20 protein-coding genes and 2 pseudogenes are annotated in these 26,230 nt (G+C 43.4%); 13 read left to right on the forward strand and 9 right to left on the reverse strand.

Annotated elements, in window-relative coordinates; all coding sequences use genetic code 11:
- Positions 1–328, reverse strand: a 328-nt coding sequence (locus JCM16418_RS19010) for a lipoate--protein ligase family protein (protein ID WP_036652193.1), incomplete at its 3' end; no start/stop codon positions are given.
- 131 nt (positions 329–459) lie between these two features.
- Positions 460–1,284, reverse strand: a complete 825-nt coding sequence (locus tag JCM16418_RS19015) for a methyl-accepting chemotaxis protein (protein WP_036652196.1) — start codon at positions 1,282–1,284, stop codon at positions 460–462.
- Positions 1,285–1,572: 288 nt separating this feature from the next.
- Between JCM16418_RS19015 and def the strand changes: the two genes are divergently transcribed.
- The 4 genes from def to JCM16418_RS19035 all read left to right on the forward strand — a co-directional run bounded on the left by def (position 1,573) and on the right by JCM16418_RS19035 (position 3,734).
- Positions 1,573–2,106, forward strand: coding sequence for a peptide deformylase (gene def, locus JCM16418_RS19020; protein WP_036652198.1), 534 nt, complete (start codon positions 1,573–1,575; stop codon positions 2,104–2,106).
- 14 nt (positions 2,107–2,120) lie between these two features.
- Positions 2,121–2,630, forward strand: coding sequence for a hypothetical protein (locus JCM16418_RS19025; RefSeq protein ID WP_148298865.1), 510 nt, complete (start codon positions 2,121–2,123; stop codon positions 2,628–2,630).
- A gap of 102 nt (positions 2,631–2,732) precedes the next feature.
- Positions 2,733–2,957, forward strand: coding sequence for a cold-shock protein (locus JCM16418_RS19030; protein WP_036652201.1), 225 nt, complete (start codon positions 2,733–2,735; stop codon positions 2,955–2,957).
- Positions 2,958–3,008: 51 nt separating this feature from the next.
- Positions 3,009–3,734 carry a GNAT family N-acetyltransferase gene (locus tag JCM16418_RS19035; protein WP_242403907.1) on the forward strand — a complete coding sequence of 242 codons (726 nt, stop codon included), beginning with the start codon at positions 3,009–3,011 and terminating at the stop codon, positions 3,732–3,734.
- 23 nt (positions 3,735–3,757) lie between these two features.
- On the opposite strand, the gene JCM16418_RS25265 is transcribed toward JCM16418_RS19035, so the two are convergent.
- Together JCM16418_RS25265 and JCM16418_RS19045 are read right to left on the reverse strand one after the other, a co-directional pair.
- The gene (locus tag JCM16418_RS25265) at positions 3,758–4,018 is read right to left on the reverse strand and encodes a hypothetical protein (RefSeq protein WP_162472263.1); all 261 of its coding nucleotides are present in this window, start codon (positions 4,016–4,018) and stop codon (positions 3,758–3,760) included.
- 263 nt (positions 4,019–4,281) lie between these two features.
- On the reverse strand, positions 4,282–5,517 hold the full coding sequence (locus JCM16418_RS19045) for an amidohydrolase (RefSeq protein ID WP_036652203.1): 1,236 nt from the start codon (positions 5,515–5,517) through the stop codon (positions 4,282–4,284).
- Positions 5,518–5,695: 178 nt separating this feature from the next.
- On the opposite strand from JCM16418_RS19045, the gene JCM16418_RS19050 reads away from it, so the two are divergent.
- Positions 5,696–6,610: a LysR family transcriptional regulator gene (locus JCM16418_RS19050; protein ID WP_052020549.1), complete on the forward strand. Its 915-nt coding sequence runs from the start codon at positions 5,696–5,698 to the stop codon at positions 6,608–6,610.
- Between the two features lie 90 nt (positions 6,611–6,700).
- Here the strand turns inward: JCM16418_RS19050 and ald are convergent, their stop codons facing one another.
- Positions 6,701–7,828, reverse strand: coding sequence for an alanine dehydrogenase (gene ald, locus JCM16418_RS19055; protein ID WP_036652205.1), 1,128 nt, complete (start codon positions 7,826–7,828; stop codon positions 6,701–6,703).
- Between the two features lie 240 nt (positions 7,829–8,068).
- On the opposite strand from ald, the gene JCM16418_RS19060 reads away from it, so the two are divergent.
- From JCM16418_RS19060 to JCM16418_RS24420, 5 genes and pseudogenes are all read left to right on the forward strand, one after another.
- Entirely contained in the window at positions 8,069–9,736 is a 1,668-nt protein-coding gene (locus tag JCM16418_RS19060) for a PucR family transcriptional regulator (RefSeq protein WP_036652207.1), read from the forward strand.
- A 42-nt stretch (positions 9,737–9,778) separates the two neighbouring features.
- Positions 9,779–10,780: a glycosyltransferase gene (locus JCM16418_RS19065; protein WP_036652301.1), complete on the forward strand. Its 1,002-nt coding sequence runs from the start codon at positions 9,779–9,781 to the stop codon at positions 10,778–10,780.
- A gap of 261 nt (positions 10,781–11,041) precedes the next feature.
- Positions 11,042–12,820 carry an ABC transporter ATP-binding protein gene (locus JCM16418_RS19070; RefSeq protein WP_036652209.1) on the forward strand — a complete coding sequence of 593 codons (1,779 nt, stop codon included), beginning with the start codon at positions 11,042–11,044 and terminating at the stop codon, positions 12,818–12,820.
- A gap of 72 nt (positions 12,821–12,892) precedes the next feature.
- Positions 12,893–14,703: pseudogene (locus JCM16418_RS19075) on the forward strand (ABC transporter ATP-binding protein).
- 185 nt (positions 14,704–14,888) lie between these two features.
- Positions 14,889–19,304 carry an S-layer homology domain-containing protein gene (locus tag JCM16418_RS24420; protein WP_148298866.1) on the forward strand — a complete coding sequence of 1,472 codons (4,416 nt, stop codon included), beginning with the start codon at positions 14,889–14,891 and terminating at the stop codon, positions 19,302–19,304.
- Between the two features lie 95 nt (positions 19,305–19,399).
- Here the strand turns inward: JCM16418_RS24420 and JCM16418_RS19090 are convergent, their stop codons facing one another.
- The 4 genes from JCM16418_RS19090 to JCM16418_RS19100 all read right to left on the reverse strand — a co-directional run bounded on the left by JCM16418_RS19090 (position 19,400) and on the right by JCM16418_RS19100 (position 22,696).
- The gene (locus JCM16418_RS19090; protein ID WP_036652211.1) at positions 19,400–20,263 is read right to left on the reverse strand and encodes an AraC family transcriptional regulator; all 864 of its coding nucleotides are present in this window, start codon (positions 20,261–20,263) and stop codon (positions 19,400–19,402) included.
- A 139-nt stretch (positions 20,264–20,402) separates the two neighbouring features.
- Positions 20,403–20,918 (reverse strand): DedA family protein, encoded by a 516-nt coding sequence (locus tag JCM16418_RS26965; RefSeq protein ID WP_148298867.1) that lies wholly within the window; start codon positions 20,916–20,918, stop codon positions 20,403–20,405.
- 350 nt (positions 20,919–21,268) lie between these two features.
- Positions 21,269–21,406 carry a DUF4023 domain-containing protein gene (locus tag JCM16418_RS24425; protein WP_081765509.1) on the reverse strand — a complete coding sequence of 46 codons (138 nt, stop codon included), beginning with the start codon at positions 21,404–21,406 and terminating at the stop codon, positions 21,269–21,271.
- A gap of 144 nt (positions 21,407–21,550) precedes the next feature.
- Complete coding sequence (locus JCM16418_RS19100) at positions 21,551–22,696, reverse strand: glycosyltransferase family 4 protein (protein ID WP_306304811.1); 1,146 nt, start codon at positions 22,694–22,696, stop codon at positions 21,551–21,553.
- A 234-nt stretch (positions 22,697–22,930) separates the two neighbouring features.
- Here JCM16418_RS19100 and JCM16418_RS26970 point away from each other — a divergent pair.
- From JCM16418_RS26970 to JCM16418_RS19115, 3 genes and pseudogenes are all read left to right on the forward strand, one after another.
- A pseudogene (locus JCM16418_RS26970) lies at positions 22,931–23,610 on the forward strand (YheC/YheD family protein).
- 173 nt (positions 23,611–23,783) lie between these two features.
- Positions 23,784–24,563 carry an ABC transporter ATP-binding protein gene (locus JCM16418_RS19110; RefSeq protein WP_036652308.1) on the forward strand — a complete coding sequence of 260 codons (780 nt, stop codon included), beginning with the start codon at positions 23,784–23,786 and terminating at the stop codon, positions 24,561–24,563.
- 3 nt (positions 24,564–24,566) lie between these two features.
- Positions 24,567–26,213 (forward strand): hypothetical protein, encoded by a 1,647-nt coding sequence (locus tag JCM16418_RS19115; protein WP_036652214.1) that lies wholly within the window; start codon positions 24,567–24,569, stop codon positions 26,211–26,213.
- Positions 26,214–26,230 lie beyond the last annotated feature (17 nt).

Raw genomic sequence — 26,230 nt, forward strand, 5'->3', positions numbered from 1 at the left:
CGGCTTTTGGCAGAATTAGTGAAATGTTCACTACGCCCTCATCAAGGGGAACAGCTGCACCACCAGAGTTACGAATGGCTGTGTGGTATCCAAGGGATTCAAGCCATATCCGTGCCTTAGCTGTACTTGGTAGCCTGCTGTCGCGCAGCCCAATAATAAAGGCGCGTGGGTGACGCCATATATGACAGATCGGTGGTCCACCTTGTCCAGTATATTTGCACAGAAGCTCATCCATCGCGAAGGGGTAGAGTGCATCTTGTTGTGTAAACTCATGCATCCGATCTAGGATCAACATGTGTTTATACATTTCCTCATGTGGATCAATCATCTGAACTACGCTCCTTTTTCCGGTATCGATTCTGTCCTTAAATATATCATTCTATGGCCCATGTATGAATGAAAAATACCCAAATCCCTAACAAATAAGAGGTTCCAAGGGTATTTTTAAATTAGCTTTGATCAGCCTATTAACTTATGGATATACTCCTTCATACTGGCTCCTGTTGTATTCAGCTGTTCGATGACTTGCATAAATTCAGTGACTAGTATGGCTTGCTCTTGCGAGGATGAAGCAATTTGGGAGAATTCAGTCTCCATTTGTTTGATGGATGCTTGAACGTTTCCTAGAGTCTCAGAAATATTCAGCGTAGCTCGCTTGGTGTCCTCAGATAATTTGCGAACTTCTTTGGCGACGACATTAAAGCCAGCTCCCAGCTGACCAGCACGTGCAGCTTCAATGGAAGCGTTTAGACCTAGAATATTGGTCTGGCTCGATATATTCTGAATGAGTCCGACGGTCTTGTTCATACTTGTTGACTGCTGCACCGTTTGCTTGGAGTTCTCAAGAATATGTTCACTTGTTGCAGATAGCTGCTGAGAATGGGCGGCTACGTTCTGTACCATATCCACAAGCCGGTTCGTAATTTCATCCAGCTGCTGCATGTACTCTTCAAGTTGTTGTTGTTTCTCGAAGCTTTGTGCTGTAGCCAGTGCTCCGACAATGTTCCCATGCTCATCACGGATGGGTATAGCCGAGGCGGAAATATGATACCCGTATATTTCAGGAGGAACGACTGTAGATGAATGCTCGCCGCGTAAGGCGGCCCATAAATTCTGATCATCACTTGGAATCGGCATGCCTGGGGTAATAGCGAAATCAATGGTGTTTGAAGGCTCATAAAGCAGAAATTTTTCCCGGTCAGTGATTCCGATCATAATATCTCCACGGGTCATAAGTTTGAGATACGGAACGGCTTGAATTAGTGTGTCAATGATGCTGTGCATATGTTCCTCCTACTATAATGATTGGGGTTATTGTAAGGTGAAAAGGTGATTTGTCTATTTAATTTATCGACAATTAAGCACTAACTTGAAAGTACAAACAGGCCTATAAACCGTCCAATTTCTGGAATGCAATGATAAAATTCATAAACATGAACCTTTTACTTCATTTTAGATGGGAATATATTCAACAAATAGTATATTATATAGGAAATATGTAGCGATTATAGGGGCAACATTCAATGATTAAACAGATTTATTTCCAAAATGATGTACGAAAGGTGCGGTATGATGGCTGTTCAATCGATTGTCTCGTTTGGAGACATTTTATTGCGTAAAAAGGCAAAGCACGTCATATCCATCACCCCAAGAATGATTCGTATTCTGAATGACTTAGTGGATACGTTGTATGCGGTAGAAGGCCGTGCGGGTCTAGCTGCACCTCAGATTGGCATATTACGGCGGATGATTGTGATGGATTGCGGCCAAGGGCTCATGGAACTGATTAATCCGCAAATCCTCGATATGCGAGGAGAGCAGAAGGGGCCTGAGGCTTGTTTGTCTTTACCCCATTATATTGGCGCCGTAAAAAGAGCGGAATATGTCAAAGTTAGAGCAATGAACAGGCATGGAGAGCATATCATTATAGAAGGTACAGGCCTAATTGCTCGATGTATTCAGCACGAGATGGATCATTTGGATGGGAAGTTATTTGTGGATTTTGCCGAGGGGAATTGGATTTACAGCCGAACCTCGGGCGATAAAATGAGTCTGGCTGACGCCATTAATCTCAGTAAGCATAGGCCCATGAGAATGGTCGAATGAAAGGGAGTAATCGAATGCCATTTCGAAATATTCAGAGATCAACTTACTTATTTATCTGCTGTTTGCTGATCATCGTATCCGCCGATATTTTTGTCACGCGCAGGGACACTGTTCTTTCTGGGCCTTCTACTTTAATGGGGTATGCATGGTTGCTAAATATAGGCGATCTATGGATTCTATCGCTTATTTGGGCCGATTGCCGTGCAGCATTTATACACCCGATCCGTAATGAAGGGGATGTATTACATATCCGATATGGGTTACGGATTCAGGCTAGTCTCCCATTAAGCAATATACAAGAGGTGTCGAGCGCACTGGAATTTAATCCGGATAAAGAAGAAATCAAGCAGGCTGCGATGCCGATGCTTACACCTAATGTCCGGATTACGCTGAAATATCCGCTTCAAGTCGAGACGATATTACTGATGAATAGGCAGGTTAGTACGATCTATTTGGCAATGGATGAGCCAGCTGCCTTTGCCCTTACCATAGAACAGAAATGTTTCCATCATAATTCTGAGTAAAAAGGTCATACTAAGGGGACAGGAATCGTACAATGTTGTTGTACAGCGTCCATTAACAGCTTGTAGCTGATGAACATTTTGCAATGAAGGAGTGTTTCGTTCATGTATTTCGGTAAAAAAGTAATTGAAGAAATCCCAGAGGCTGAGACCGTAATCTGGTCCTGTGAAAATGAGGGATGCAACGGATGGATGCGCGATAATTTCGCTTTTGAACAGGAGCCGATTTGTACCCAGTGCCAATCAACAATGGTCAGTAGTGTGAAGACACTGCCGCTTGTGATCAATGATCATCAGACGAAGATGCTGAGAAAAGGCACATTGATATAGTACGGTAAAGGGAGAAGGGAGTGGCGAGATGTATCGCTGCTTCCTTCTTCTTTGTATTGTGATTTGCGCGAAATTGTCTGCGAGGGCTATACTTTAACCGTAACCTCACAACATCAACTTAGTCAGGCAGGTGGAATTATTGATACCCGGCAGCTACACAAGTTAGGACGCCAGGACATTGCTCAAGCAGGAAGAATCTTAGCCGAAAATTTTACGGAGGATCCACTCTATGTACACATTCTCCCAGATGAAGAGACAAGGCTAAGTGTACTCACGATCTTTTTTACGAATTATTTGTATATGATGTATGACAGCTCAGATTTGTTAGTCACATCGGAACGAATGGAAGGGATTGCGGTCGTCTTTCATCCCGAGCGAATGCAGACTTCGTTATCGAGGCTGAAGTATAGCGCTGATATTGTCCAAGCCATCGTACGCTCTGTAGGGATATCTCGTTATATTGGATTCAAAGCATTTGTACGAGGTGTTCGTACATTAAATAGTATGAGCTCAGCGTGGCTAGCCAATCTCGAGGATAAGAACTATATGCACCTCGATATGCTAATCGTGCAGCAAGCATACCGGGGACAAGGCGTGGTTTCTCATGTGATGGGGGAGCTGCTTAGTGAATGCCGTAAACAGCAGAAGGCATGCACGCTAGAGACACAAAGCGAGCGAAACGTTAGTATCTACGGACATTACGGTTTTCAAACCGTAGAAGTCATACCCTTGCAGGGTAGTGCATTGAAACAGTATTGTATGTTATGCCGACCTTAATGGATGCTTCTTACCTCTGTTTTTTAAGTAGGATCAACGTGAGCACTTGGGTAGACGCTACGCGAACGGGCCGTTGTTCCAATCGCTGTGTTCTCCAGATTTTTTTTCATTTCCCTTAGCGGTGAAAATCCGGAGATCAAGGTGAACGCATTCGCTTCTCCACAATCATCCCGTCCTCTCCGCTGTTTAAGCGGGAGAGGAACTTCACTCTTCAAAAACACAAAAAAAGAAATCGTTTTTTGGTAAAATGGAAGTACGACCAACCATCCCAAAACCAGAAGCAAGCTCGGGAAATCCTGAACAACCGGGGGTTTCGGCGATTTCTGCTTCGCGGCATGGAAAAAGTGACGCTTGAGGTAGGTTGGCGTTCCCTTGCTCACAATCTATTGAAGCAAGCTGCAAATGACCAAAAACGCAAAGCAGCGATCCTCCAATAACCGGAGGATCGCTGCTTTGCTGTCTTTTTTACAATTTTAAGATGATAAAATCCTGTATCTGTTGTAGGAATATCTACTTATGGGACAGCCCCTTTATTCATTACATAAGGTTATTCATTACATTGTTGAAGTGAACCTGCGACGATCTTTCCTTTGAACATCGTAGCTACTCGGTTCGATCTTCTTGCAATGGCTTCAGCGGAACAGGAGGCTTCAACAAACACTATGCTTGCTTCATTACCAACTTGTGGCCAGACTCGGTTTCCTTCTGAGTCAAGAGGGGTCTGCCCATTGGTAATATAGCGGAGAGTTTGTGCTAAAGATTGTTCATTAGTCCATCCAGACAATTCTGCTAACCGACCAGCACGTTCTAGAATATCTCCATTTCCAAATGGAGACCAAACATCAACAATATTATCGCATCCGACGGCGACTGATACGCCTTTTTCGTGTAATAAGCCAACAGGTGGACACTTTCGATTAATGGGCACGCTCGTAATAATGGTGATTCCTGCATCGGCTAATATTTCAGCAGTACCTGCTGCTTGCGCTAAAGAGACATCCCCAAGGCTAAATGCATGGCTAATCGCAACTTTATTTTGTAAACCAGCTGCTTTGGTTAACTGGGCCAATCTTTTCATCGTAAAAATACCTAGGTGATCTGCATCATGTAAATGGAGGTCAATTCCGGCATTAGCATCAACAGCAAGTTCAATGATTTCGTTTAAAGCAACTTCAATATTTCCTTCCACTGTTGCTGGGTCCACACCCCCTACTAAGCTTGCCCCTTGGCGAAGCGCCTCTCGTACTAATTCTTTTGTGTTCGAGCGTAATAATCCGTGTTGCGGAAATGCTACAATTTCATAAGATAACTTTCCTTCAAAGGTTTGCAGTGCCTTTTGCACTTCCTCTAGATTCTTAAGTCCCACCTCAGGATAAATATCCACATGTGTACGAACATGAGTAACTCCAGACTTTAGATACATTTCGAGTAGCTTCTCGGCCCGTTCTTGTGTAGTCGTCTTAAGCGAAGGCATGACCTCCTTCTCGGTTTCAAAACGTTCAAAAATGCTGTTGACAGGGTTTACTGAACGCCAGCGGTCACCAAGTAACGTTTTATCTAAATGACAATGCTTTTCGATCAAGGATGGAAGAATCAATAATTGCTTTGCATCTTTTTGAGGGAGGGTATCGGTTATGGTTTCGCTCGAAGAAGTGATTTTCGTGATCTTACCTTCCTCAATTAAAAGATGCGAGCATTCTGTCTTTGTACCTGTGATCATGCCATTTTCAGTGTGATAGCCGCTTTCCAACCTAGCATTTGTTATCCAAAATGCAGAACTCATATCAGATCAACCTCTCTTTTATATAAATGAAATTGTTCCAGCAAAATGCAGCCAATAATAAAAGTATCGATTATCTTCCATCTGCAATATGCTAACATGGGAATAGCTATATGAAAAATATATAAAAAATAAGTTTCAGATATGTTTATCGTATATTAGTGGGAGAGTGTTATCAAAAATGGACATCAGACAGCTGCGATATTTTATAGCGATTGTAGAGGAAAGACAAATTTCTGCTGCAGCCGAAAGAATGCATATTTCTCAGCCCCCCTTAAGTCAACAATTGAAGCACATGGAAGAGGAACTAGGATCACAATTAGTGGAGAGAACAGGAAAATTCTTAGAAGTGACGGAAGCCGGAAAGGCTTTATATAAATATGCCTTGCAGATGACGCAGTTAATGGAAGAGGCCAAAATGGAAGTTAAGGAAGTGGGGAACGGAGCCAATGGGAGACTAACGATAGGCATTAACACATTTTCGGCAGTTGAGTTACCTGACATCCTTCATCAATTCCACAAGGAGTACCCGAAGGTAACTTATAAAATTCAGCAAAATGAATCCTCATATTTATGTAAATTAGTAAGAGATCGGGTTGTGGAGCTGGCGATCATACGATTACCACTCGAGTTGGACCATTTCTCGGTGCTTCACCTATATACGGAACCCTTCTATTTTATTACTTCGAACAAACAGAACGAGTTTAATGGTGAAGTCTCACTTGCTGATATTCAAAGCTACCCCCTTCTTTTACCGAGTACGGAAGGATTAGGGGTACATTATTTGATTTTGGAGGCATTTTCTCGATTCCAGCTACAACCTAACATTGTTGGAGAATGTTCTGATATCACGCTGTTGATGGATTTAATCTCCTCGGACTTTGGCGCATCCATTGTTCCAGAAACGATACTAAAACGCCATACAGGATATCAGGTACAGTCGCACAAAATTACGAATGCTACGTTATCCTCCTCGGTTGGAGTCATATGGCAGAAGAATCATTACTTATCGAAGGCTGCTCAAAACTTTGTGGATTTATTACAAGGGAGAAGTAATGTAATACGTATGGCAAAAGAATACGATACGTCCGAATGATGAATATATGAATAATTCCTCATATGAAACAACAATGGATCACCCGAGGGTGATCCATTGTTGTAGCTGCTCGGAGGCATCTGATCTTAATTATGCCTTGATACGAGTCAGTGCTTTTTCCGCAGGTACATAATCGTAACCTAAATCACGGGCAACAGCTTCATAGGTAATACAGCCGTTTAGTACATTGGCACCGCTACGAATGGCTTCGTTTGTCGCGAGCAATAGTTGCAGCTCTTGACTCGCAAGCTTCAAGGCGAAAGGCATCGTTGCGTTCGTCAAAGCGAGAGTCGATGTTTGCGGCACAGCGCCCGGCATATTAGCTACGGCATAGTGAACGACACCATGTCTGACGTATGTTGGGTTATCATGCGTAGTAATGTGATCAATGGTTTCTACAATACCACCCTGATCAATGGCAACATCTACGATAACAGAGCCCGGACTCATCGTTTTAACCATGTCCTCGGTTACAAGGCGAGGTGCCTTTGCCCCTGGAATAAGCACAGCGCAGATTAATAGATCTGAGGATTCAACTGCTGCTGCGATATTGGAAGGACTAGAGACAAGCGTCTTGATTTGGTTGCCAAAAATATCATCCAATTGGCGCAGTCTTGGGATGCTAAGATCTAGTAATGTAACATCTGCGCCAAGACCGACAGCGAGTTTGGCCGCATTCATGCCGACAATGCCCCCACCAATAACGGTAACTTTACCACGGGAGACACCTGGAACGCCGGATAATAAGATACCTTTGCCGCCATGAGGACGCTCTAGCAGCTGTGCACCGATTTGCGCAGCCATACGGCCAGCCACCTCGCTCATGGGTGTGAGCAGAGGAAGGGTGCCTTGTACATTAACCGTTTCATAGGCAATGGCATTGACGCCAGATTCGACGAGTGCCTTAGCCAATTCAGGTTCAGCAGCAAGATGTAAATAAGTGAAGAGGAGGAGCCCCTTGCGGAAGTAAACATATTCACTAGCGAGTGGTTCTTTGACTTTCATGATCATATCGGATTTCTTCCATACATCTGCCGCTAGTGGAAGGACGGTTGCCCCAGCTTGTTGATATGCTTCATTAGTGAATCCGCTTTCAAGTCCTGCGTCATGTTCTACATATACCGTGTGCCCTTGACGAATAAAGTCGGCTGCTCCTGATGGAGTTACTGCTACACGGTTTTCATTATTTTTAATTTCTTTAGGGATACCAATGTTCATGATGAACCACCTCGTATGCGTATTTTCGAATGATCGCTTGCCATGCATGTTGTTCACAATATATTCACATTTTACAATCTAGCGAGCTCGTATGCATCATACGTCATGTCAATCGAATTCAATATATCGTAGGACATAATGTTTAGTCTGTAACAGGGGAGGTGTATTGTAAAAGACGGGTACAAACCATATAATGTCAACATTAATGAATACTTGAGACTGAGATGGGAATGACGCTTGATGAACGGTTTCACCCTCTATATAAAAGATGTGCTAGAGCGTCCGATTTTTCGTAGGGCCAAGCTAATGGCAGGGGCCAAGGGTATGGATCGGCAAGTGGGATGGGTACATATTGTGGAAATTACGCATGTATCGCCTTATGTGACGCGTAATGATCTCATCCTTTCAACAGGTCTATGGTTACGTGATGAACAGCAAGAACGGATCTCGTACATGCAGCAGCTGATTAATCAACAGGCAGCGGGGCTATGCGTAGAGCTAGGAACAAGCATTGAGCGGATACCGAAAGATCTGATTGACCTAGCTGAGAAAAATGATTTTCCGCTCATTGTGTTCGACAGACCTGTCCGATTTGTGGAAATCACACAAGACATTCATGGTCTTCTTATTAATCAGCAGCATCAACTGCTCAAAGATTTGGAAACGTTCTCACGCAGGCTGCAGCAAATCACGCTGCAAAGCACCGATATTGGCGCTATCCTCCATGTATTATATGAATATACTGGACAACAAATTGTGTACTATTCTTCCATAGAATCGAATAAATTTCATCCGCGACTCTCGGCGGAAGCCAGCGACCCGATTGTGTCCTTCTTCAAGGGACAAGTCGAGGGCAGCGCGCGAGCAGCGGCTGAGGCAGTTACCTTTGCCATGCCAGAAGAGCGATGCCTGCTGTCACAGCCTGTCATTTGTTTAGGTCAGACCCTTGCGTATGTAGGACTCATTCTGCCTGAACGAAATCAAGCTGACACCGCGAAGCTACTGCTCGATTATGCAGCAAGATCGCTTGCTTCACTGCTACTGAGAATGCTGTTTCTAGAGGAAAAGAAGCTACGCGACCAGAACCAGCTTATTATGGATATTATTCAGCAGCAGGTGGAGGATGAGGCAGAAGCTCGTGGACGCATGGGACTAAGGCTGGCGAAGAAGCATGCGATATCTTGCATTGCGGGAATTGTGGAAGCGGAATATGCAGATGGACTAGTTCAAGATCGCGATCGTATTGAGACAGATTTGCAGGATCTGCTGGTGCAACTTCGTGCTCTACTGAGGAAGCATGACCTGCCCAATCTGCTGATGATGAAGGATCAGCGGATTTATGTGCTTTGTGCACGTGAAAAGGCACAAGGAGACGTATTGCTCCATATGAATAACGCGATAAGCTCCATTATAGAGAGGCTGAAAGAAGCAGAGCGCCAAACCTCATTTGGATTACGACTTCACGCTGGGTTTGGTAAGATCCGTCCGAATATGATCGATATGCACATCAGTTTTCGGGAAGCAGAGCAGGTACTGGATGTATCGCGAGCAGTGGATTCGATGGGCGGCGTTATATTGTATGATCAGCTTGGTATTTATCGACTGATCCAAGCGATTTCAGACAAGGAAGTGCTTACCTCTTTTATCAAAGATCATTTAGGGCTGCTGCTTGCTTTCGATCAGGAGCATCATCTTCATTTAATTCAAACGCTTAAAGTGTATTTGCAGAGTATGGGCTCCAAGAATGATACAGCGAAAGCGCTGTTCATTCACCGTCAAACGCTGTATAACCGGCTCGATAAGCTGACTGAAATTCTAGGAGATGATTACCTCGAGCCACAGCGGCGGATATGTTTGGAAATGGCGCTGCTTGCCCATTCAATGCGTTCATATGATACGATGAAATAATATATAGAACGGGCTGTTAAGGCTGGAAGAGGATGATTCGTGTTGAGAAAAGTTGGCTTAGTGATGAGGAAAATTCAGTTTACAGAGAATCAAGGGCCACGCGTGTTCGCTGATCGTTTGCAGCAAATTGGGCGTGAGTTAGGTGTGGATATCGTGTTTATTTCACCTGAGCGGCATGTGAGCGGACATGACTGGCTGCCAGGATTTGAGCATGAGAAAGGTGATTTAGTCAATTATGATATCGTGCTCGAACAAATCGAAAAGCACCGTATTGATCATGTGATCTATACAGTATCGGGATTTACGTATTTGAAAATGTTCTTAAAGAACAGCGTGCTGTTCCCACATAGTTTCCCTGACCCTGCTCTGACGGGATATGAAATGATGAAGCCCTTTTATCAAATTGTAGATAAAGCAATTGTACAGACTGAATTTCTGAAGACAGAACTTAGCCGTAATTTTGGTGTGAATGATGTAGATGTGATTCCAATTGGGTTCAGCGAAGCGTTAGCAGAGAGGCACTTCGATCCATCGCAGATCGTGCATAACCGAATCCTATGGATTGGACGAGATGAAGAGAATCGTCGCCCTGATCTCGTACTGAATTATGCCCGGCTTAATCCGGACAAGGAAATATATATGGTGTTTGGCGGCGAACGCTACCGGGAGAGCATGAAGAAATATGATATTCCGAGTAATGTGAAGCTACAATTTGCCCTGTCGCAAGATGAGATCTTCGCTCTTATGAACTCATCCAAAGTATATTGGAGCTGTTCCAAGTTCGACACGTTTGCAATGCCGCTGACGGAGGCGTTAGCCATGGGTAAAATCGTCGTGAAGCCAGAGCATCCTTGCTACAATCACATCAGCTCACGGCACTCTTTTGCGGGTAATGAGAAGAATTGGTTTGAGCTTGTGAACATGGCCGCTGCGTCACCTATGTCTCATTCCATGGACAATCGTTATTATGCCTTCGATCAGTTTTCGAGCCGGGTGATGAAAGAGGGATATAAGGATTTCTTTGATGGTTGGTTGAGAGAGTAGGACTAGCCATAAGGAACGTAATCTTCTAAAAAGGTGTTTCTGGGGAACCTGGAACGCCTTTTCTTTTTAATAAGAATGTATGTCTCAAATAATTCATACCTGAGTAAATAGATTGGGATTTATGTGTAAATCCGTTTATAATAAGTTCGTGACTTTTTATTGAAAGAGGAGTAATCTCGATGAATAGTTTATTATGTATTTTTATACATATGGATTGATGCTATTTTAATAAAATATGAACATACTGAAGGTGAGCTATGGATGTCCTTTTATCATAAATACGTGAAGAAGTATTGGAAGCTTTTTACCGTGGCGGTGCTGTTCCTGACCGTAGAAACATTTTGTGATCTCATGCAACCGACGATTATGTCGAAAGTGATAGATATGGGCGTGGCTCATCGGGATTTAGACAAGGTGCTTTCGCTTGGAGGGCTAATGCTGCTTGTGACGGCTTTTGGCGCACTGAGTGCGATTATTCGAAATATTATATCCAGCCATGTATCACAGAGGTTTGGGACTGAGCTTAGATCGGATTTGTTCCGTAAAATTCAGACTCTTTCCTTTGAGCAAATCGACCGATTTGACAGGGCTTCACTTGTGACGAGGCTGACAAATGATGTGACGCAAGTACAGAATTTCGTGAATGGACTCATGAGAATTTTTGTAAAAGCACCACTGATTGCGATCGGTAGTTTAATCATGGCCATTCGTCTCGATGTACATTTATCTATTGTCTTGGCGGTGGTTGTACCGCTGGTAGCTCTTGTGATTATGCTCAATGTGAAGGTCAGTTTCCCATTCTTCATGAAGGTACAGAAGGCGCTTGATCATGTGAATCTGGTGATGCGCGAGTATTTGTCGGGTGTTCGAGTTGTGAAGGCATTTAATCGCTTCGATTATGAAGTGGATAAGTTCGGTTCTGCAAATGATGATTTGGCGAACCGGTCTGCAACTTCAATGCGAGTGATGTCTATTTTTGGTCCAGGGATATCGCTGTTTCTAAACTTCGGCATTATCGCCGTATTGTGGATGGGTGGCCTGCGTGTTGACGGTGGGCAAATGCAGGTGGGTAGTATTATTGCTTTTATCAACTATATGACTCAAATTCTATTCTCTCTAATGATGATTTCAAATGTGTTTAACATGTTTGTGCGTGCGAAGGCCTCTGCTGGGAGAATTGGGGAAGTACTGGTGGAGACAGATACGATGAATACGGGTGCGGATGTGGCTACTGATAGGGTCCGCGCAATTCCTGTAGTGGTTACAAAAAACGCAGTCGAGCGCGGACGCATTGACTTCAATGAAGTGACGTTTACTTATGCCGGCTCACAGGGAGATCCCGTTATTCACAATCTCTCACTCACCTGTATGCCAGGTGAAACCATTGGTATCATCGGTTCAACAGGTTCCGGCAAGAGCACGCTAGTCAGCTTAATCCCGAGATTCTATGATGTACATTCAGGTACGGTTAAAGTAAATGGAGTAGATGTACGCGATCTTGATCCGAAGCAGCTACGTGAAAAGATTGCGGTAGTACCACAGAAAATGATGTTGTTCACAGGTACTGTGAAGGAAAATCTTCAATGGGGCCGGGATGATGCGACGGAGGCAGAGCTTATGGAGGCTGCTAAGATCGCAGAGGCTCATGATTTTATTATGGCATCGCCTGAAGGATATGAGAGCCGAATCGGTCAAGGTGGTGTGAACTTCTCAGGTGGTCAAAAACAGAGGATGTCCATTGCAAGAGCACTAGTACGTAAACCGGAAATTCTTATTCTAGATGATTGTACGAGTGCGGTAGACGTAGCTACAGAGGCGCGAATTAAGAAGGGGCTGCGTACCTACGCACGTGGGCTGACTTGTATTCTCATTGCACAGCGTATTACTTCGGTGATGGATGCAGACCAAATTGTGGTCATGGACCGCGGACGCATGGTAGGTACAGGTTCACATGACGAGTTGCTCCAATCCTGTCAGGTATACCGTGAAATCTTCCAGTCTCAGTTAGGGAAGGAGGTACAGTCCCATGCCGCACAATGATCCTGCTCGTTCACAGTCCAAGGCAAGTTCTGCAGCACCGTCAGTGGCGGGTCCTTCAGGCCCCGGAGGACCATGAGAGGTCTATTGGGAAAAGCGACAGCTCCAAAACCTAAAAATTTCAAGGGCACTTTGCATCGGCTCTGGCAGTATTTTGGGCATGAACGTAAGCTCTTATCTTTCATCTTACTTCTAATTATAGTGGATGCAGGAGTAACGTTAACGGCTCCGTATTTAATAGGTCATTCCATTGATGCCATGTCCAGTAATGGACTTGCTGGCATGGGCATCGTCAACTTTAAATTACTCAAAATTCTTATTATTGTCCTGCTTGTTGCTTATGTGACGGATGCGGTACTTGTTTTCCTACAGGGCTGGCTAATGGCGGGCGTGTCACAACGAATCGTTGCCAGTCTAAGGCGTTCATTATTTGGCAAGCTGCAAAAGCTACCTGTATCTTATTTCGATGCCCGTTCCATGGGGAAATTATGAGCCGGCTTACCAATGATATTGATAATGTAAGTACGACGATTTCACAGTCGACGACACAGCTCATGTCTGGCGCAATAACCATCATAGGCTCACTGGTAATGATGCTGATCCTCAGCCCGACGCTAACGCTTGCAAGTTTAATTACGGTACCCATCTTGTATCTATTAACGCGTATGGTCACACGCAGAACTGGACCACTCTTTAAGCAGCAACAGGTGGAGCTAGGCCAGCTTAACGGACATATTGAAGAGACCATATCCGGTATGGAAGTGGTTAAGGCATTTAATCATGAGGAGAAGGCCATTGCGGAATTTGAAGCGGTGAATGCCCGATTGTTCGAGGTGGGGTTAAAAGCGCAAATTCGTTCTGGATTTATGATGCCACTCATGAATGTAATCAACAATATTGGTTTTGCAGCGGTTGCTATGGTTGGCGGTGTGCTAGCCGTAAAAGGTCTCATTACAGTCGGAATTATCGCTAGTTTTCTCAGCTATTCACGGCAGTTCGTAAGGCCGCTGAATGATCTAGCGAATATTTATAATCTGTTACAGTCTGGTGTAGCAGGAGCGGAGCGAGTATTTGAGGTGCTAGATGAAGCTGAAGAGAAGGATGATTTACCGCAAGCAATCGAACTGAAATCTACACGCGGACAGGTGGTCTTTGAACAGGTTAGCTTTGGATACCGCCCAGAAGTGCCCATTTTGAAAAAGGTCAGCTTTACCGCTGAAGCAGGTAGCAGTACGGCATTGGTTGGACCAACGGGGGCGGGTAAGACGACCATTGTAAATTTACTTACTCGATTTTACGATGTGACGGGCGGTACGATTTATATCGACGGCGTGGATATTCGCAATTATACACGGGACAGTCTCCGCCAATGCTTCGGTATCGTACTTCAGGACACGTATCTGTTCTCGGGTACTATTAAAGAGAACATCAAGTACGGCAAACCAGATGCTACAGATGCGCAGGTGCAGGAAGCAGCGGCAATGGCGAATGCCGATGTCTTTATTCGCCGTCTTCCGCATCAGTATGATACGCTGCTGGCAGAGAACGGTGGTAATCTAAGCCAAGGGCAACGCCAATTGCTCGCCATCGCACGTGTCATTCTATCTGATCCATCCATTCTTATTCTTGATGAGGCTACGAGCAGTATTGATACGCGAACGGAGCTCCATATCCAAGATGCACTTCTGACGATGATGAAGGGCCGAACAAGCTTCATCATTGCCCATCGTCTGAATACGATACGTGATGCGGATACGATTATGGTCATCGATCATGGGGAAATCGTGGAGAAAGGTAGCCATGACAATCTTATCGGTCAAAAGGGATTCTACGCGCAGATGTTTGAGAGCCAGTTTAAAAATCTCGAAAGTGAAGATAACGATTGAAAGAATAGGTCCTGAATCCTAACTCATGTTGGATTCGGGGCTTTTTTTGTCATGGCTATATTAAATTGTAAATTAGTAGATTTACATTCTCTTAATCCTCCGGAAATACTCTGCAAACTTTTAATTAATATAATTAATCCTAGGTTAACTATGTTGAATTAAGGGGTGTAGGGATGAGAGGGAATATGATCAAGAAATGGACAACCAACTTTGCTAGCATATTACTGATGACGAGCTTGGTTTTTCCGGCAAGTATGGGCTATGGAGTTGCGAATGCAGAACCAACTACTGACAACGAAGGCGTTGTGATAAGTGCTCCTGAGACGGGAGATATAAATACTGAAGTTGCTATAGATAAAGAAGATAATGTAAATACTCAAGATTTAGGTGCAGATGCAGATACAGATGCAGCTATAAGCACCTTGTCAGTAGCAGAGCCGATCAAACTCATCCAAGCTGGATCGGAGTGGAAATATGCTGCCGATGGTAAAGACCATCAAGGCGAATTTACCTCTAAGGTATATGATGAAACAAAATGGACTCCGGGTTTAGCTCCATTCGGCTATAAGGTGAGTGGTGTGGACACAACGAATAAGGTGGCGCCGACGGATACCGATTTTACACAGGTGAATACCATTACAAGTTTTGGTGCAGATGCGAACAATAAATACATAACTAGTTACTTTACAAAAACAATCAACATCGACAAATTAGAAGATCTGGATACATTTACGGCTAAGTTTGCTGTAGATGACGGTATGGTCTTTTATGTGAATGGTTCGGAAGTATATCGAGCTGGGATGGGTACAACTGACCCGATTAGCTATAATACTTTTGCACTTTCAGGTAAAGATTTACCCGTGATCTACAACTCTGCGGATATTCCTAATTTCTCAAGTTTGTTAAAGCAATATCTTCATAATGGAAGCAATGTCATCTCTGCCGAAATTCATCAGCAGACGCTGAAGAGTTCGGATTTATATTTTGACATGTGGCTCACTGCTTCACCGAAGCAAACCGAGGGTGGCGGAACAGGGACAGAACCATCAACGGGTGGAGGTACTGGAACAGAAACTCCAGGTGCAGGCAGCGGAAGTGGACAAACAGATGCACCTACAACGATTCTTTCCAAAAATGATACATGGAAGTATCTCGATAATGGAACAGATCAAGGAACAGCTTGGCGCGCGTCTTCATTTGATGATTCCAGCTGGAGCGCAGGAAAAGCCCCGCTCGGCTATCCTGCAATTACAACGGACACATTCGGTCCTATTCAAAAGACAATAAGCTACGGGGCAGATAGTACGAAGAAGTATATTACGTCGTATTTCCGTAAGACACTCACTATCAGCAACCTAGCAAGCTTTAAGAAAATCGTAGGCACGTTTGGTATTGATGATGGACTCATTCTATATGTAAACGGTGTAGAAGCTTATCGGTATAACATGCCTGATGGAGAGGCCAATTACCAAACATTGAGCGCTACTACCATCAATTCGCCTGAGACCGTTGGACAGGATCTGACAACAGCGCTTAGCGGTAAACTGGTTGAGGGTTCTAATGTTATTGCGGCTGAAGTTCATCAGCGCAGTCTATCTAGCTCAGATGTATATTGGGATATGCAGCTGATCGCAAATCCAGCAGATACAGGAACAGGTACACCGGGTAATCCGGGCACGCCTTCGGGAGGAACATTGCCTACTGCCATCTCATTGACATATAACGGTGATACGACAACTAGAATGGGATTTGCATGGTACTCTGATCCAGCAGTTACGGGAACAACGGTAGAAGTTGTAGAGGCATCCAAGGTTACAGGAAATACCTTCCCAACCGCTGGGGCAAACGCTTATCAAGGTAGCTCGAGCCCAATTAGTGTTTATCAATCCAGCACGGATAAAAGTAGTGGTAAATATACGGCATACGCTGACCATAAAGTAATAGCAACAGGACTTAAGCCAGGTACATCTTATAAGTACCGATTAGGTAGCGGTGTCGACGGACAATGGAGCGAAATCGGAACGTTTAAGACAGCGGCTGCTAATAATGAAGAGTATACGTTCTTATATACGACGGATCCTCAGGGTACAACAGAAGCTGAATATGTAACTTGGCGTCATACTCTTCAAGAGGCAGTAGCTAAATTCCCGGCATTATCCTTCATGACAATTACCGGGGACTTAGTAGATAACGGTGATCTTGAGAATCAATGGAAATGGCTATTAAATACACCAAAGGATATTATACCGAATCTCCCATTAGTACCTGCATTGGGTAATCATGAAAGTAAGGCTAACAATAATTTCTGGTATCATTTTAATCTTCCTAATATTTCGTATACGGGTGCTAAGCCTGACGGATCTGTGTATTCATTTGATTACGGCGCTGCTCACTATATGGTGATTAACACTGAATATAATGAAGCCAAAGGAACCGATACGGTTTATCAACAACAGGTCGAATGGCTAAGAAATGACGTTGCTAAATCAGATAAGAAGTGGAAATTTGTAATGTTCCATAAGTCACCTTACTCCGTAGCAAACCATTATAAGGATACTGATGTGTTATTTTTTCAAGAAAAGCTAACAGCCTTATTTGATGAGTTGGGCATCGACGTTGTATTAAGCGGACATGATCATACGTATACAAGAACATATCAAATGCTTGGCGGTGTTCCTCAGAAAGATAACGAGGTTGATGCAAATGGTAATGTGGTGAATCCTAAAGGTACCTTGTATTTGGTTAGCAACGCTGCTGGCGACAAGAGGTATACGCCTAAAGCTGGTCCTTTCCCTTATGCGGCTAAGTACGGTCAGCCTAACAAGGAAATGTTTACAGGCGTAACCGTGACAGATGATACTCTTTCTTTCAAGATGTACACAACCACAGAGACAGGAACGACGGACCTTTTCGATTCCTATAGTATTAAGAAGACTTCTCCAAGTCCGGAACCTGTAAAAGAAGCAAAAGCCAACATCACATCGGATGGAAAACTTACTTTAGCTTGGAAAGCTCCAACGAGTGGCCCGCAGGTTAGCAAATATCGTATTTATGAGAAAAATGATAAGTTAGGCGCGAATTGGAATGTTACGATTCCTCATAATGCTACAAAAGAGTCTTATACGTATGATATTACGAGTAGTATAGACTTGACTAAGAACTATGAGTTCGTGATCAAATCGGTCAGTGGCAGCATGTCATCCACTGGTGTAACGGTAACACCACAAGCAGCGATTACCGTGCCTAATGCACCAACAAATGTAGTAGCCGTTGCTGGAAATGCATCAGCGACAGTGAGCTTCAACGCACCTTTGAACAATGGTGGAAGTGCAATTACGAGTTACAAAGTGATCTCAAGTCCTGGCGGCATTACAGCGACAGGAAGTGGAAGTCCTATACAGATTACGGGCTTAACGAATGGTACGGCATATACATTTACTGTGATTGCAACGAATGCGAAGGGGAACTCGGTTTCTTCGGTTGCATCGAATGCAGTAACACCACAAGCAGCAATTACTGTGCCAAATGCACCAACAAATGTAGTAGCTGTTGCTGGAAACGCATCAGCGACAGTGAGCTTCACCGCACCAGTGAACAATGGTGGAAGTCCAATTACGGGCTATAAAGTGACCTCAAGTCCTGGCGGCATTACAGCGACAGGCAGCGGAAGCCCTATACGTATCACTGGCTTAACGAATGGCACGGATTATACGTTTACCGTGATTGCAACGAATGCGAAGGGGAACTCGGTTTCATCAGCGGCATCTGCGAAGGTTAGACCGATTGGGTCTTTAACACCGACAAATCCAACAACGCCATCAACATCTAATCCGTCAACGTCAACGCCGTCAACGTCAAGTCCATCAACATCACCGACGACACCGCCGACAACAACGCCGACGGTACCAACGACACCAACAGTACCAACGCCGACACCAGTGGTTGATGTCTTCAAGAGTGATGTTGTAAATACAGCAAACGTAGTTCATGCTTTTGAGGCGAAGATAGCAGAAGCCAATAAAACGAACGTTAAGAATGAATTAAAGGATATACAAGGGCATTGGGCAGAGAAGACTATGGATACCTTTGTGAAGCTTAGCATTGTGGAAGGTTATAATGGCAAGGTAAATCCGAATAGTAATATCACACGTGCTGAGTTTGCTACGATGATTTCTCGTGTATTCAATATTAGTGGTGCTACGAATCAGTCCGTAGCTCTGAAAGATATTAAGAGCCACTGGGCTCAAGAGAATATTGTGAAGCTTGCTAGCTCGGGAATACTTACCGGATATAGTGACGGTACCTTTAAGCCGGATAAGACGATTTCGCGTGAAGAAATAGTTTCAATTCTATCGCGTATTGTCTCCTTGGAGAAAGTAAGTAAAGACGTTACTAAAGGTAAATTCACGGATATATCTAGCGCAAGCTCCTATGCAGTAAATGCAATTAAGGATGCAGGACAGGCTGGTATTATCAGCGGCCGCAATAACGGTGCATTTGATCCGCAAGGCAATGCCACACGTGCTGAGGCGCTCACGACGATTCTAAATGTAATGAAGCTTCATCCAGAATTGAACAAGCTGTTAGATAATTTGAAATAACATTTAGGCACTAACATGGACAAGGATATACATTAAAAATAAGACGAACCTCTGCAATTGCAGTCGTTCGTCTTGTTTTTTTTAAATAACTTTATTTATTTTACAGGAATCCAGATTTCTGAATATAGATCGAGACTAGTAGGATCAGCGTTTGAATAGACTTCCAGCTCGGGCGTACCCGCATGCTCATAGGAATTGGAGGGAAACCATTCCGAGAATATTTGTTTCCATACGTTTTGCATCGTGTCCGGCATAGGCCCGTGAACTTCGAATATGGCCCATTTGGATGCAGGAATTTCAAGACTTAATAAACCTATAGGTGTTTCACCCACATATTCGGTAGCTATCCAATAATCCATGTGTTGACTAGAGGTTGCCCCTCTCGTATCAACACATACCCCTACTACGCCTTTAATTTCACCATTATTTAGCTTGAATAGCTTGTCGTCTGTACCATCTGCATTAACTTCATCCCACATCTGGGGTATACCTTTAAGGTTCGCTCCATTAACTAATGAGAATTCTCGTTTAATTCCGACAACGCTGAAACCTGCTCTTTCAACAATATTGTACTTCATGGGTTCTGCCCCTTTCAGACTCACCTGAATAACCAGGCGGTTATAAGAATTCAGCTTTCCTATATTCTTTCGGACTTCACTAGGTGACACGCCATGTTGTTTACGAAAGGCTTTAGAAAAAGCCTCGGGAGTGTCGTAGCCATAAGTATAGGCGAGGTCAATGATTTTGCGATCCGTATTGATTAACTCTTGTGCAACCAGCGTTAATCGCCTACGACGAATGTATTCACCAACTGAGGTGTCCGTTAATAGCGCGAATACTCTTTGAAATTGGAATGCCGATGAATTCGCTTGTTCAGCGATACTTTCAATCGAGATATCTTCCAGTAAATGCTCCTCCATGTATTCAATAGCCTTCTGTAACGATTCAACCCAGCCCATGTTGCTCACTCCCTTGATGAAATCTTACTATCTTTGTTTTGCTAAATCCTGTCTATCTGTGCTTTGTTTAGACCTTTCTAATCACCGAAATGCATGGACTGGAATGAACAATAAAAGGATTCATTTTAAGTTAAGTGAATCAGCGATATAGCTTTCGTATCCTCTTATAAATCGCTTCTTTATTTCTTCTAATGAGGAATACGATTATACATCCTACCGTCAAGATGATGATAGCAGTGAAAGAATATTGAGAAATGATATGTAGCAAGTGTTCTATTTTTGTACCAAAAATCCTTCCAATTGAGACATACACAATAACCCATAGCATTCCACCGATACAATTGTATATAAAAAATATGCGTTTTTGTACTTGGAGAATACCAGATACATAGCCAGTGAAATGTCTCAATCCGGGAATGAAATAGCTGACAAAAATCAATTTGGTCCCATATGTATCAAACCATATCGTAATTTTCGTGATTCGATTCTGATTCATAAAAAAGTATTTTCCGTACTTTTCAAAGAATGGAGTGCCCAGTTTAAAGCCAATATAATATGTAATCGTTGTTCCAATGATTGCTCCAATATAAGAGAAAAAGATGATATGTAGGATGTTGAAATTTCCGATTGTAGATAGGTGGCCAGAAACGGCCATAGCTAGTTCCCCAGGAAAGGTATAGCCAAGGATTCAGAAAATAATCCAAAGAATAAAACTAAATATCCGTATTGTTCAAAAAGACTGCTAATCCATTCCATGCTTTAAACTCCTCATAAGTATTGGTTAGGGTAAGTTACTCATCCTGTTACATCGTATAACAAACACAGAGTAACGGTAACTGACTGTAGTCTAGTGAAGCCCTAGACCTTGGTCTTGGAAGGTTTATTTACATATGTCATATGGACATGACTAGGGTGTTTGAGCTTGGAATGACCCTCTACCACATAAAAGAGGCATCTTCCTTCCCATAAGGAAAAAAAGATGCCTTGTCTTGTCTGGTTACTTGTTTATTGTTTATTTATTCGTACCATGTTGCTTAGTTGGCAGACTGAATTAGGCTGACCTTTGCCATTATGCTCTTTGTTCTTACGATCTTTCTCTTGGGTCTCGTGGACCTTCTCTACGAACTCATGTGTATCCGTCATTGCTTTCCATCCTCCTTATCATAGCAAGTAGTCATACCTTGTTACTATGACCAACAAGTCCTATTGGAATGCACGTAGAGGTGAGATATAAGGGCCTTTCATTTGCTTTTTGCTAATAGAAGATCATTCATTCGTATCGAATAATCACGAATATAGGGAAGTTAGTCGGGCTGCAGCCTGACTCCACGTAAAATGCTGAAGTACACTGCTGCGGCCGCGCTCACCCATGGTACGTCGCAGTTCCTTGCTCCGTCCTAATTTAATCAGATACTCCGCAAACCGATCAGGACTCTGGTAAGCATTCACCAGATAACCATTGCTACCGTGCTTCACGATCTCAGGAATTCCACCAATTCTTGAAGCTATAACGGGCAGGCCTGTTGCCATCGCTTCTACATTGACTAGTCCAAAGGCCTCATGTTGTTGTGAAGGGCAAACAAAGCAATCCGCCATCCGGTAAATGTTGTGAATTTCAGAATGCTGTTTCTTACCGACCCATGTTACAGGCACGCCTAGCTGTGCTGCTTGTGTGCGCAGCTTCTTCATATAAGAGGTACTTCCTTGGCCAGCAATGATAAGGTGGAGGGGTATCTGCTTATGGGCAAGGGATGCGGCCCTCAATAGTACAGGAACCCCCTTACGAGGTATAATCCGACCTACGAACAGGACGGTAAAGACTTGACGAATACCATGTTTTTGCCGAGCGCTTAAACGCTCTGATGCATTTGGGACGTGGAATCTGTTGATATCTACTCCAAGTTCAGCCGTTCGAATTTTGTGAGCCTGAGTCGGGAAACGGCTAGTTAATTTGTACTTCAGTGAGCTGCTGTTAGCGATGATAAGTTTGGCATGCTTCAAGCTGCTGTCCACAAGACTGGTTTTGGGCACGAATGTGAGTGAATGGAGGTAAAGGATCACCATCATACGCGGATTTGCTTTTTGAATTGATGCCATGTAGTGGGGGCGATTGTCTACTTGAATTACATCATATGATTTTCCTTTTATAAAACGCAGCACAGACGCAATATACACTTGGGAGCTCCCCGAGGGGATTCTTTCGATGGTTACACTAGATTCCATACTACGCATGGGTAGTCCCTTTGATGCCCTGCTCAGGACAGTTACTTTGTGATGTTTGGCGAGCTGCTTAGCGATAGCTAGAATGCAAATTTCAACGGATCCACTACCTGGAACAGGGATTTGCTCAGGTGCAACAATTAATATATTTAATATTTCTTTCTCCTCCTGCTCTCCAGTTCGTTCATATATTCGGACCGCTCTACTATTTATGCAATACGCTCTGAGAGAGTATAGTCTCTCATCTTCATAAGATGCCTATTATGGTGTGAAATGTATGAATGTCCTTTCCGAATGGAGAAATACAGCATAGGATGTACAGACTTTTCAAAGCTGCAATGAAATCAAGGATAGTCTGAGGGAGAGACGGATGAGATGAGGGAAAAGAAGCCACGTACGGTATTAATGAGCAAATGGACAAAGACGAAGGTGCTGCTTGGCAGCAAGATGGCGAGGCCATTTATACCGGATACACGTAGATTCAATAAATCCACCTTGAGAATGATGCTGAATTCTTACAGTATGGTCTATGTAAAACCAGAAGTTGGAACCTTTGGCAACGGAGTCATTCGCGTGGAACAAATAAAATCTGGAGGATATACGTATCAGCTTGAGACGAAGGTCAGTAAGTTCAAGGATTACGATTCACTTCACAGTTCTCTTCAACAAATTACGAGAAAGAAAAGCTACCTTATACAGAAGGGAATTCATTTGGTTAAGTACAATAAGCGTTGTTTTGATATTCGTGTAATGGTACAGCTGAGCCCGAAGGGAAATGGGAAACAACAGGGTTAATCGGGAGAGTGGCTCATCCAGGTAAAATTGTGACTAATTATCACAGCGGCGGTAAACCTATGGATGTAAAGCGACTACTCGCCACGCATCTTTCATCGAGTGAAATGGAGAAAGTAATTCGCACCTTGAATGATTTAGGTGAAGGAACCGGAAAATTTCTTCATAACAAATATCCTGGATTCAGACAAATTGGGCTAGACATTGGTTTTGACCGTACATGGACACCTTGGATTATTGAAGTGAATACGAATCCAGATCCGTATATATTTAACCAACTAACAGACAAGTCGATGTATCATAAGGTTATGAAATATAAACGGGCTGCGAAGTAGGCCTGAGCATATATGTACTACATGAATAGGGGCCTAAGGTCTCTTTTTTTATGCATTGAGGACAACTATTGAGCCTGATTTGTAATAGAAATGACCGACTATGTATGCTAGTATTTGGAAAATGAGGATGTGTATTCAAAACTTTGAAGGTGGGTGTCGTCTTGACAGAACATATGAGGGAACCAGTCATTTCTATGCGCAAGCTTGAGATGAGTTATGGAAATAAGCCTGTTCTACGAGGCGTTGATCTGGAAGTTTACGCAGGACAAATTATCGGCTATATCGGTCCGAACGGGGCGGGAAAGAGTACGACAGTTAAAATTATGTTAGGACTTGTAGAGGGCTACAGAGGAGAAGTACGCATATTCGGCAAGGATATAGCCGATGAAAATATCGATTATAAACGCCGTATTGGTTATGTTCCTGAAGTGGCTGAACTCTATGATAGCCTCACCGCGCAGGAGTATTTAACATTTATCGGAGAGTTATATGGCTTGGAGCAACGAAAGGCTGATCACAAAGCGAGACGTTTAATGGATAAGTTTGGCCTCGAGGAGGTGTACTTCAATCGCATTTCATCCTTTAGTAAAGGTATGCGCCAGAAAGTGATGCTCATCTCAAGCCTCCTGCATAATCCAGATATCCTCTTTCTAGATGAGCCACTAAGTGGACTGGATGCGAATAGTGTAATGGTCGTTAAAGAGATTCTCGCCTGCCTTGCTGCAGAAGGCAAAACTATTTTTTATTCATCGCATATTATGGATGTCGTAGAGAAGATTAGTAGCCGCATTATACTACTGAATGGTGGATATATTGTAGCCGATGGTAGCTTCCAAGAGCTGCGCTCGCAATCGCATGAAGGAACACTGGAAGATATTTTTAACGAGCTTACAGGCTTCCATGAGCATAAGGCTGTGGCTGAGAAATTTGTTTCGATTGTGCAAGAGGTGTAGCTCATGAGGGACTTTAAGAGTTTGATGCTACTAGATCGGTTTGAGAGATTGTTCGAACGAGGCGGTGTGGATTATAAAGTCATGCGGCGGATTTTAGAAGTAAAGCTGATGATGGATGGACGTCGCGTTCCCACCTTGGTTGGTAAATCATCGAATAAGCCCGAAAATCCAGATCGTAACAACTTTATTCGCTCACTGTGGCTTTATGTAGTACTCAGTATCATTTTGGTGCCGTTTGTCGTGATGGGTCAGAACTATATGTTTCAAATGAGTCTAATATTCGGCATCCTTATATTTATGATTACCACGGCACTAATCTCTGATTTTTCTTCGGTGTTACTGGATATACGGGATCGCAATATTTTATATTCCAAGCCAGTGAATGGCCTTACGATCAATATGGCCAAGGCAATACATATCGGAATCTATTTATTTTTTATTACGGGATCATTGACGATAGCTCCACTTGTAGCAGGTTTAGTTCGTCATGGTATTCTGTTTCTACTATTGTTTCTCATAACCATTGTTCTCATGGATCTATTTATCGTTGTTCTAACAGCCGTACTCTATTGGTTCGTGCTCCGCTTCTTCGATGGGGAGAAGCTCAAAGATATCATTAACTATGTACAAATTGGTCTTACGATTGGAATGACGATTGGATATCAGGTTGTTTCGAGAATGTTTAGTGTGACCAATTTTAAGATTGAGTTTAAGCCGGAATGGTGGCAATTCATGATCTTTCCTGCATGGTTTGCAGCTCCCTTTGAATGGTTATTCAATGGGAATAGCCAACCATCCATTATTCTATTTAGTATACTTGCGTTGGTTGTCCCTGTGCTCGCTGTGAGGCTCTATATGGCTATGATGCCTTCATTCGAACATCATTTACAGAAGCTGTCTCAGATTAGCAGTGTGCGAGAGCCTAGTCGGTTTAGTATTGCAGCGTGGATGGGAGGTATTTTTTGCACCACTCGGGAAGAGAGCTTATTCTACCGATTTGCCTCCAATATGATGAAGAATGAGCGAGACTTCAAACTGAAGGTGTATCCTTCACTCGGCCTCGCGTTCATATTTCCCTTTATCTTTATGTTTAACGGATTGCATAACGGGGGATGGCAGAATATGATGTCTGGTTCATCATACTTGTTTATTTACTTTTGTGGCATGATGATTCCAACCATCGTCATGATGCTGAAATTCTCAGGAAATCATAAAGGGGCATGGATTTACAATACAATTCCTCTGCAGGATCAGTCATCTATCTTTAAAGGAACACTCAAAGCGTCTATTATGCGTCTGATGGTTCCCATTTATCTTATTGAAAGCATTGTATTTATCATTTTATTCGGTGTAAGAATCATACCTGATCTCTTTGTGGTCTGGGTGACGATGATGCTATACACGGTCGTTAGTTACAAAATGATGCGCAAAGCGCTACCGTTCTCTGAACCGTTCCAGACCGCTCAACACAATCAGTTCGGAGTCACCCTTTTGCTGATGTTCATCTTGGCTGCCTTTGCGGGGATACATCTGGTGTGTGCACAGTTCACCTATGGCGTCTTAGTACTATTAATTGTCATGATTGTTGCAAACGTAGTGACATGGAAACTGGCCTTTCGTAGCCCACACCCTAAGTCCTTCAAGGCATAGACTGGGATGAGGGAGGT

Origin of the sequence: Paenibacillus pini JCM 16418, assembly GCF_000576305.1 — a bacterium.
In the GTDB taxonomy this organism is placed as follows: domain Bacteria; phylum Bacillota; class Bacilli; order Paenibacillales; family Paenibacillaceae; genus Paenibacillus_AQ; species Paenibacillus_AQ pini.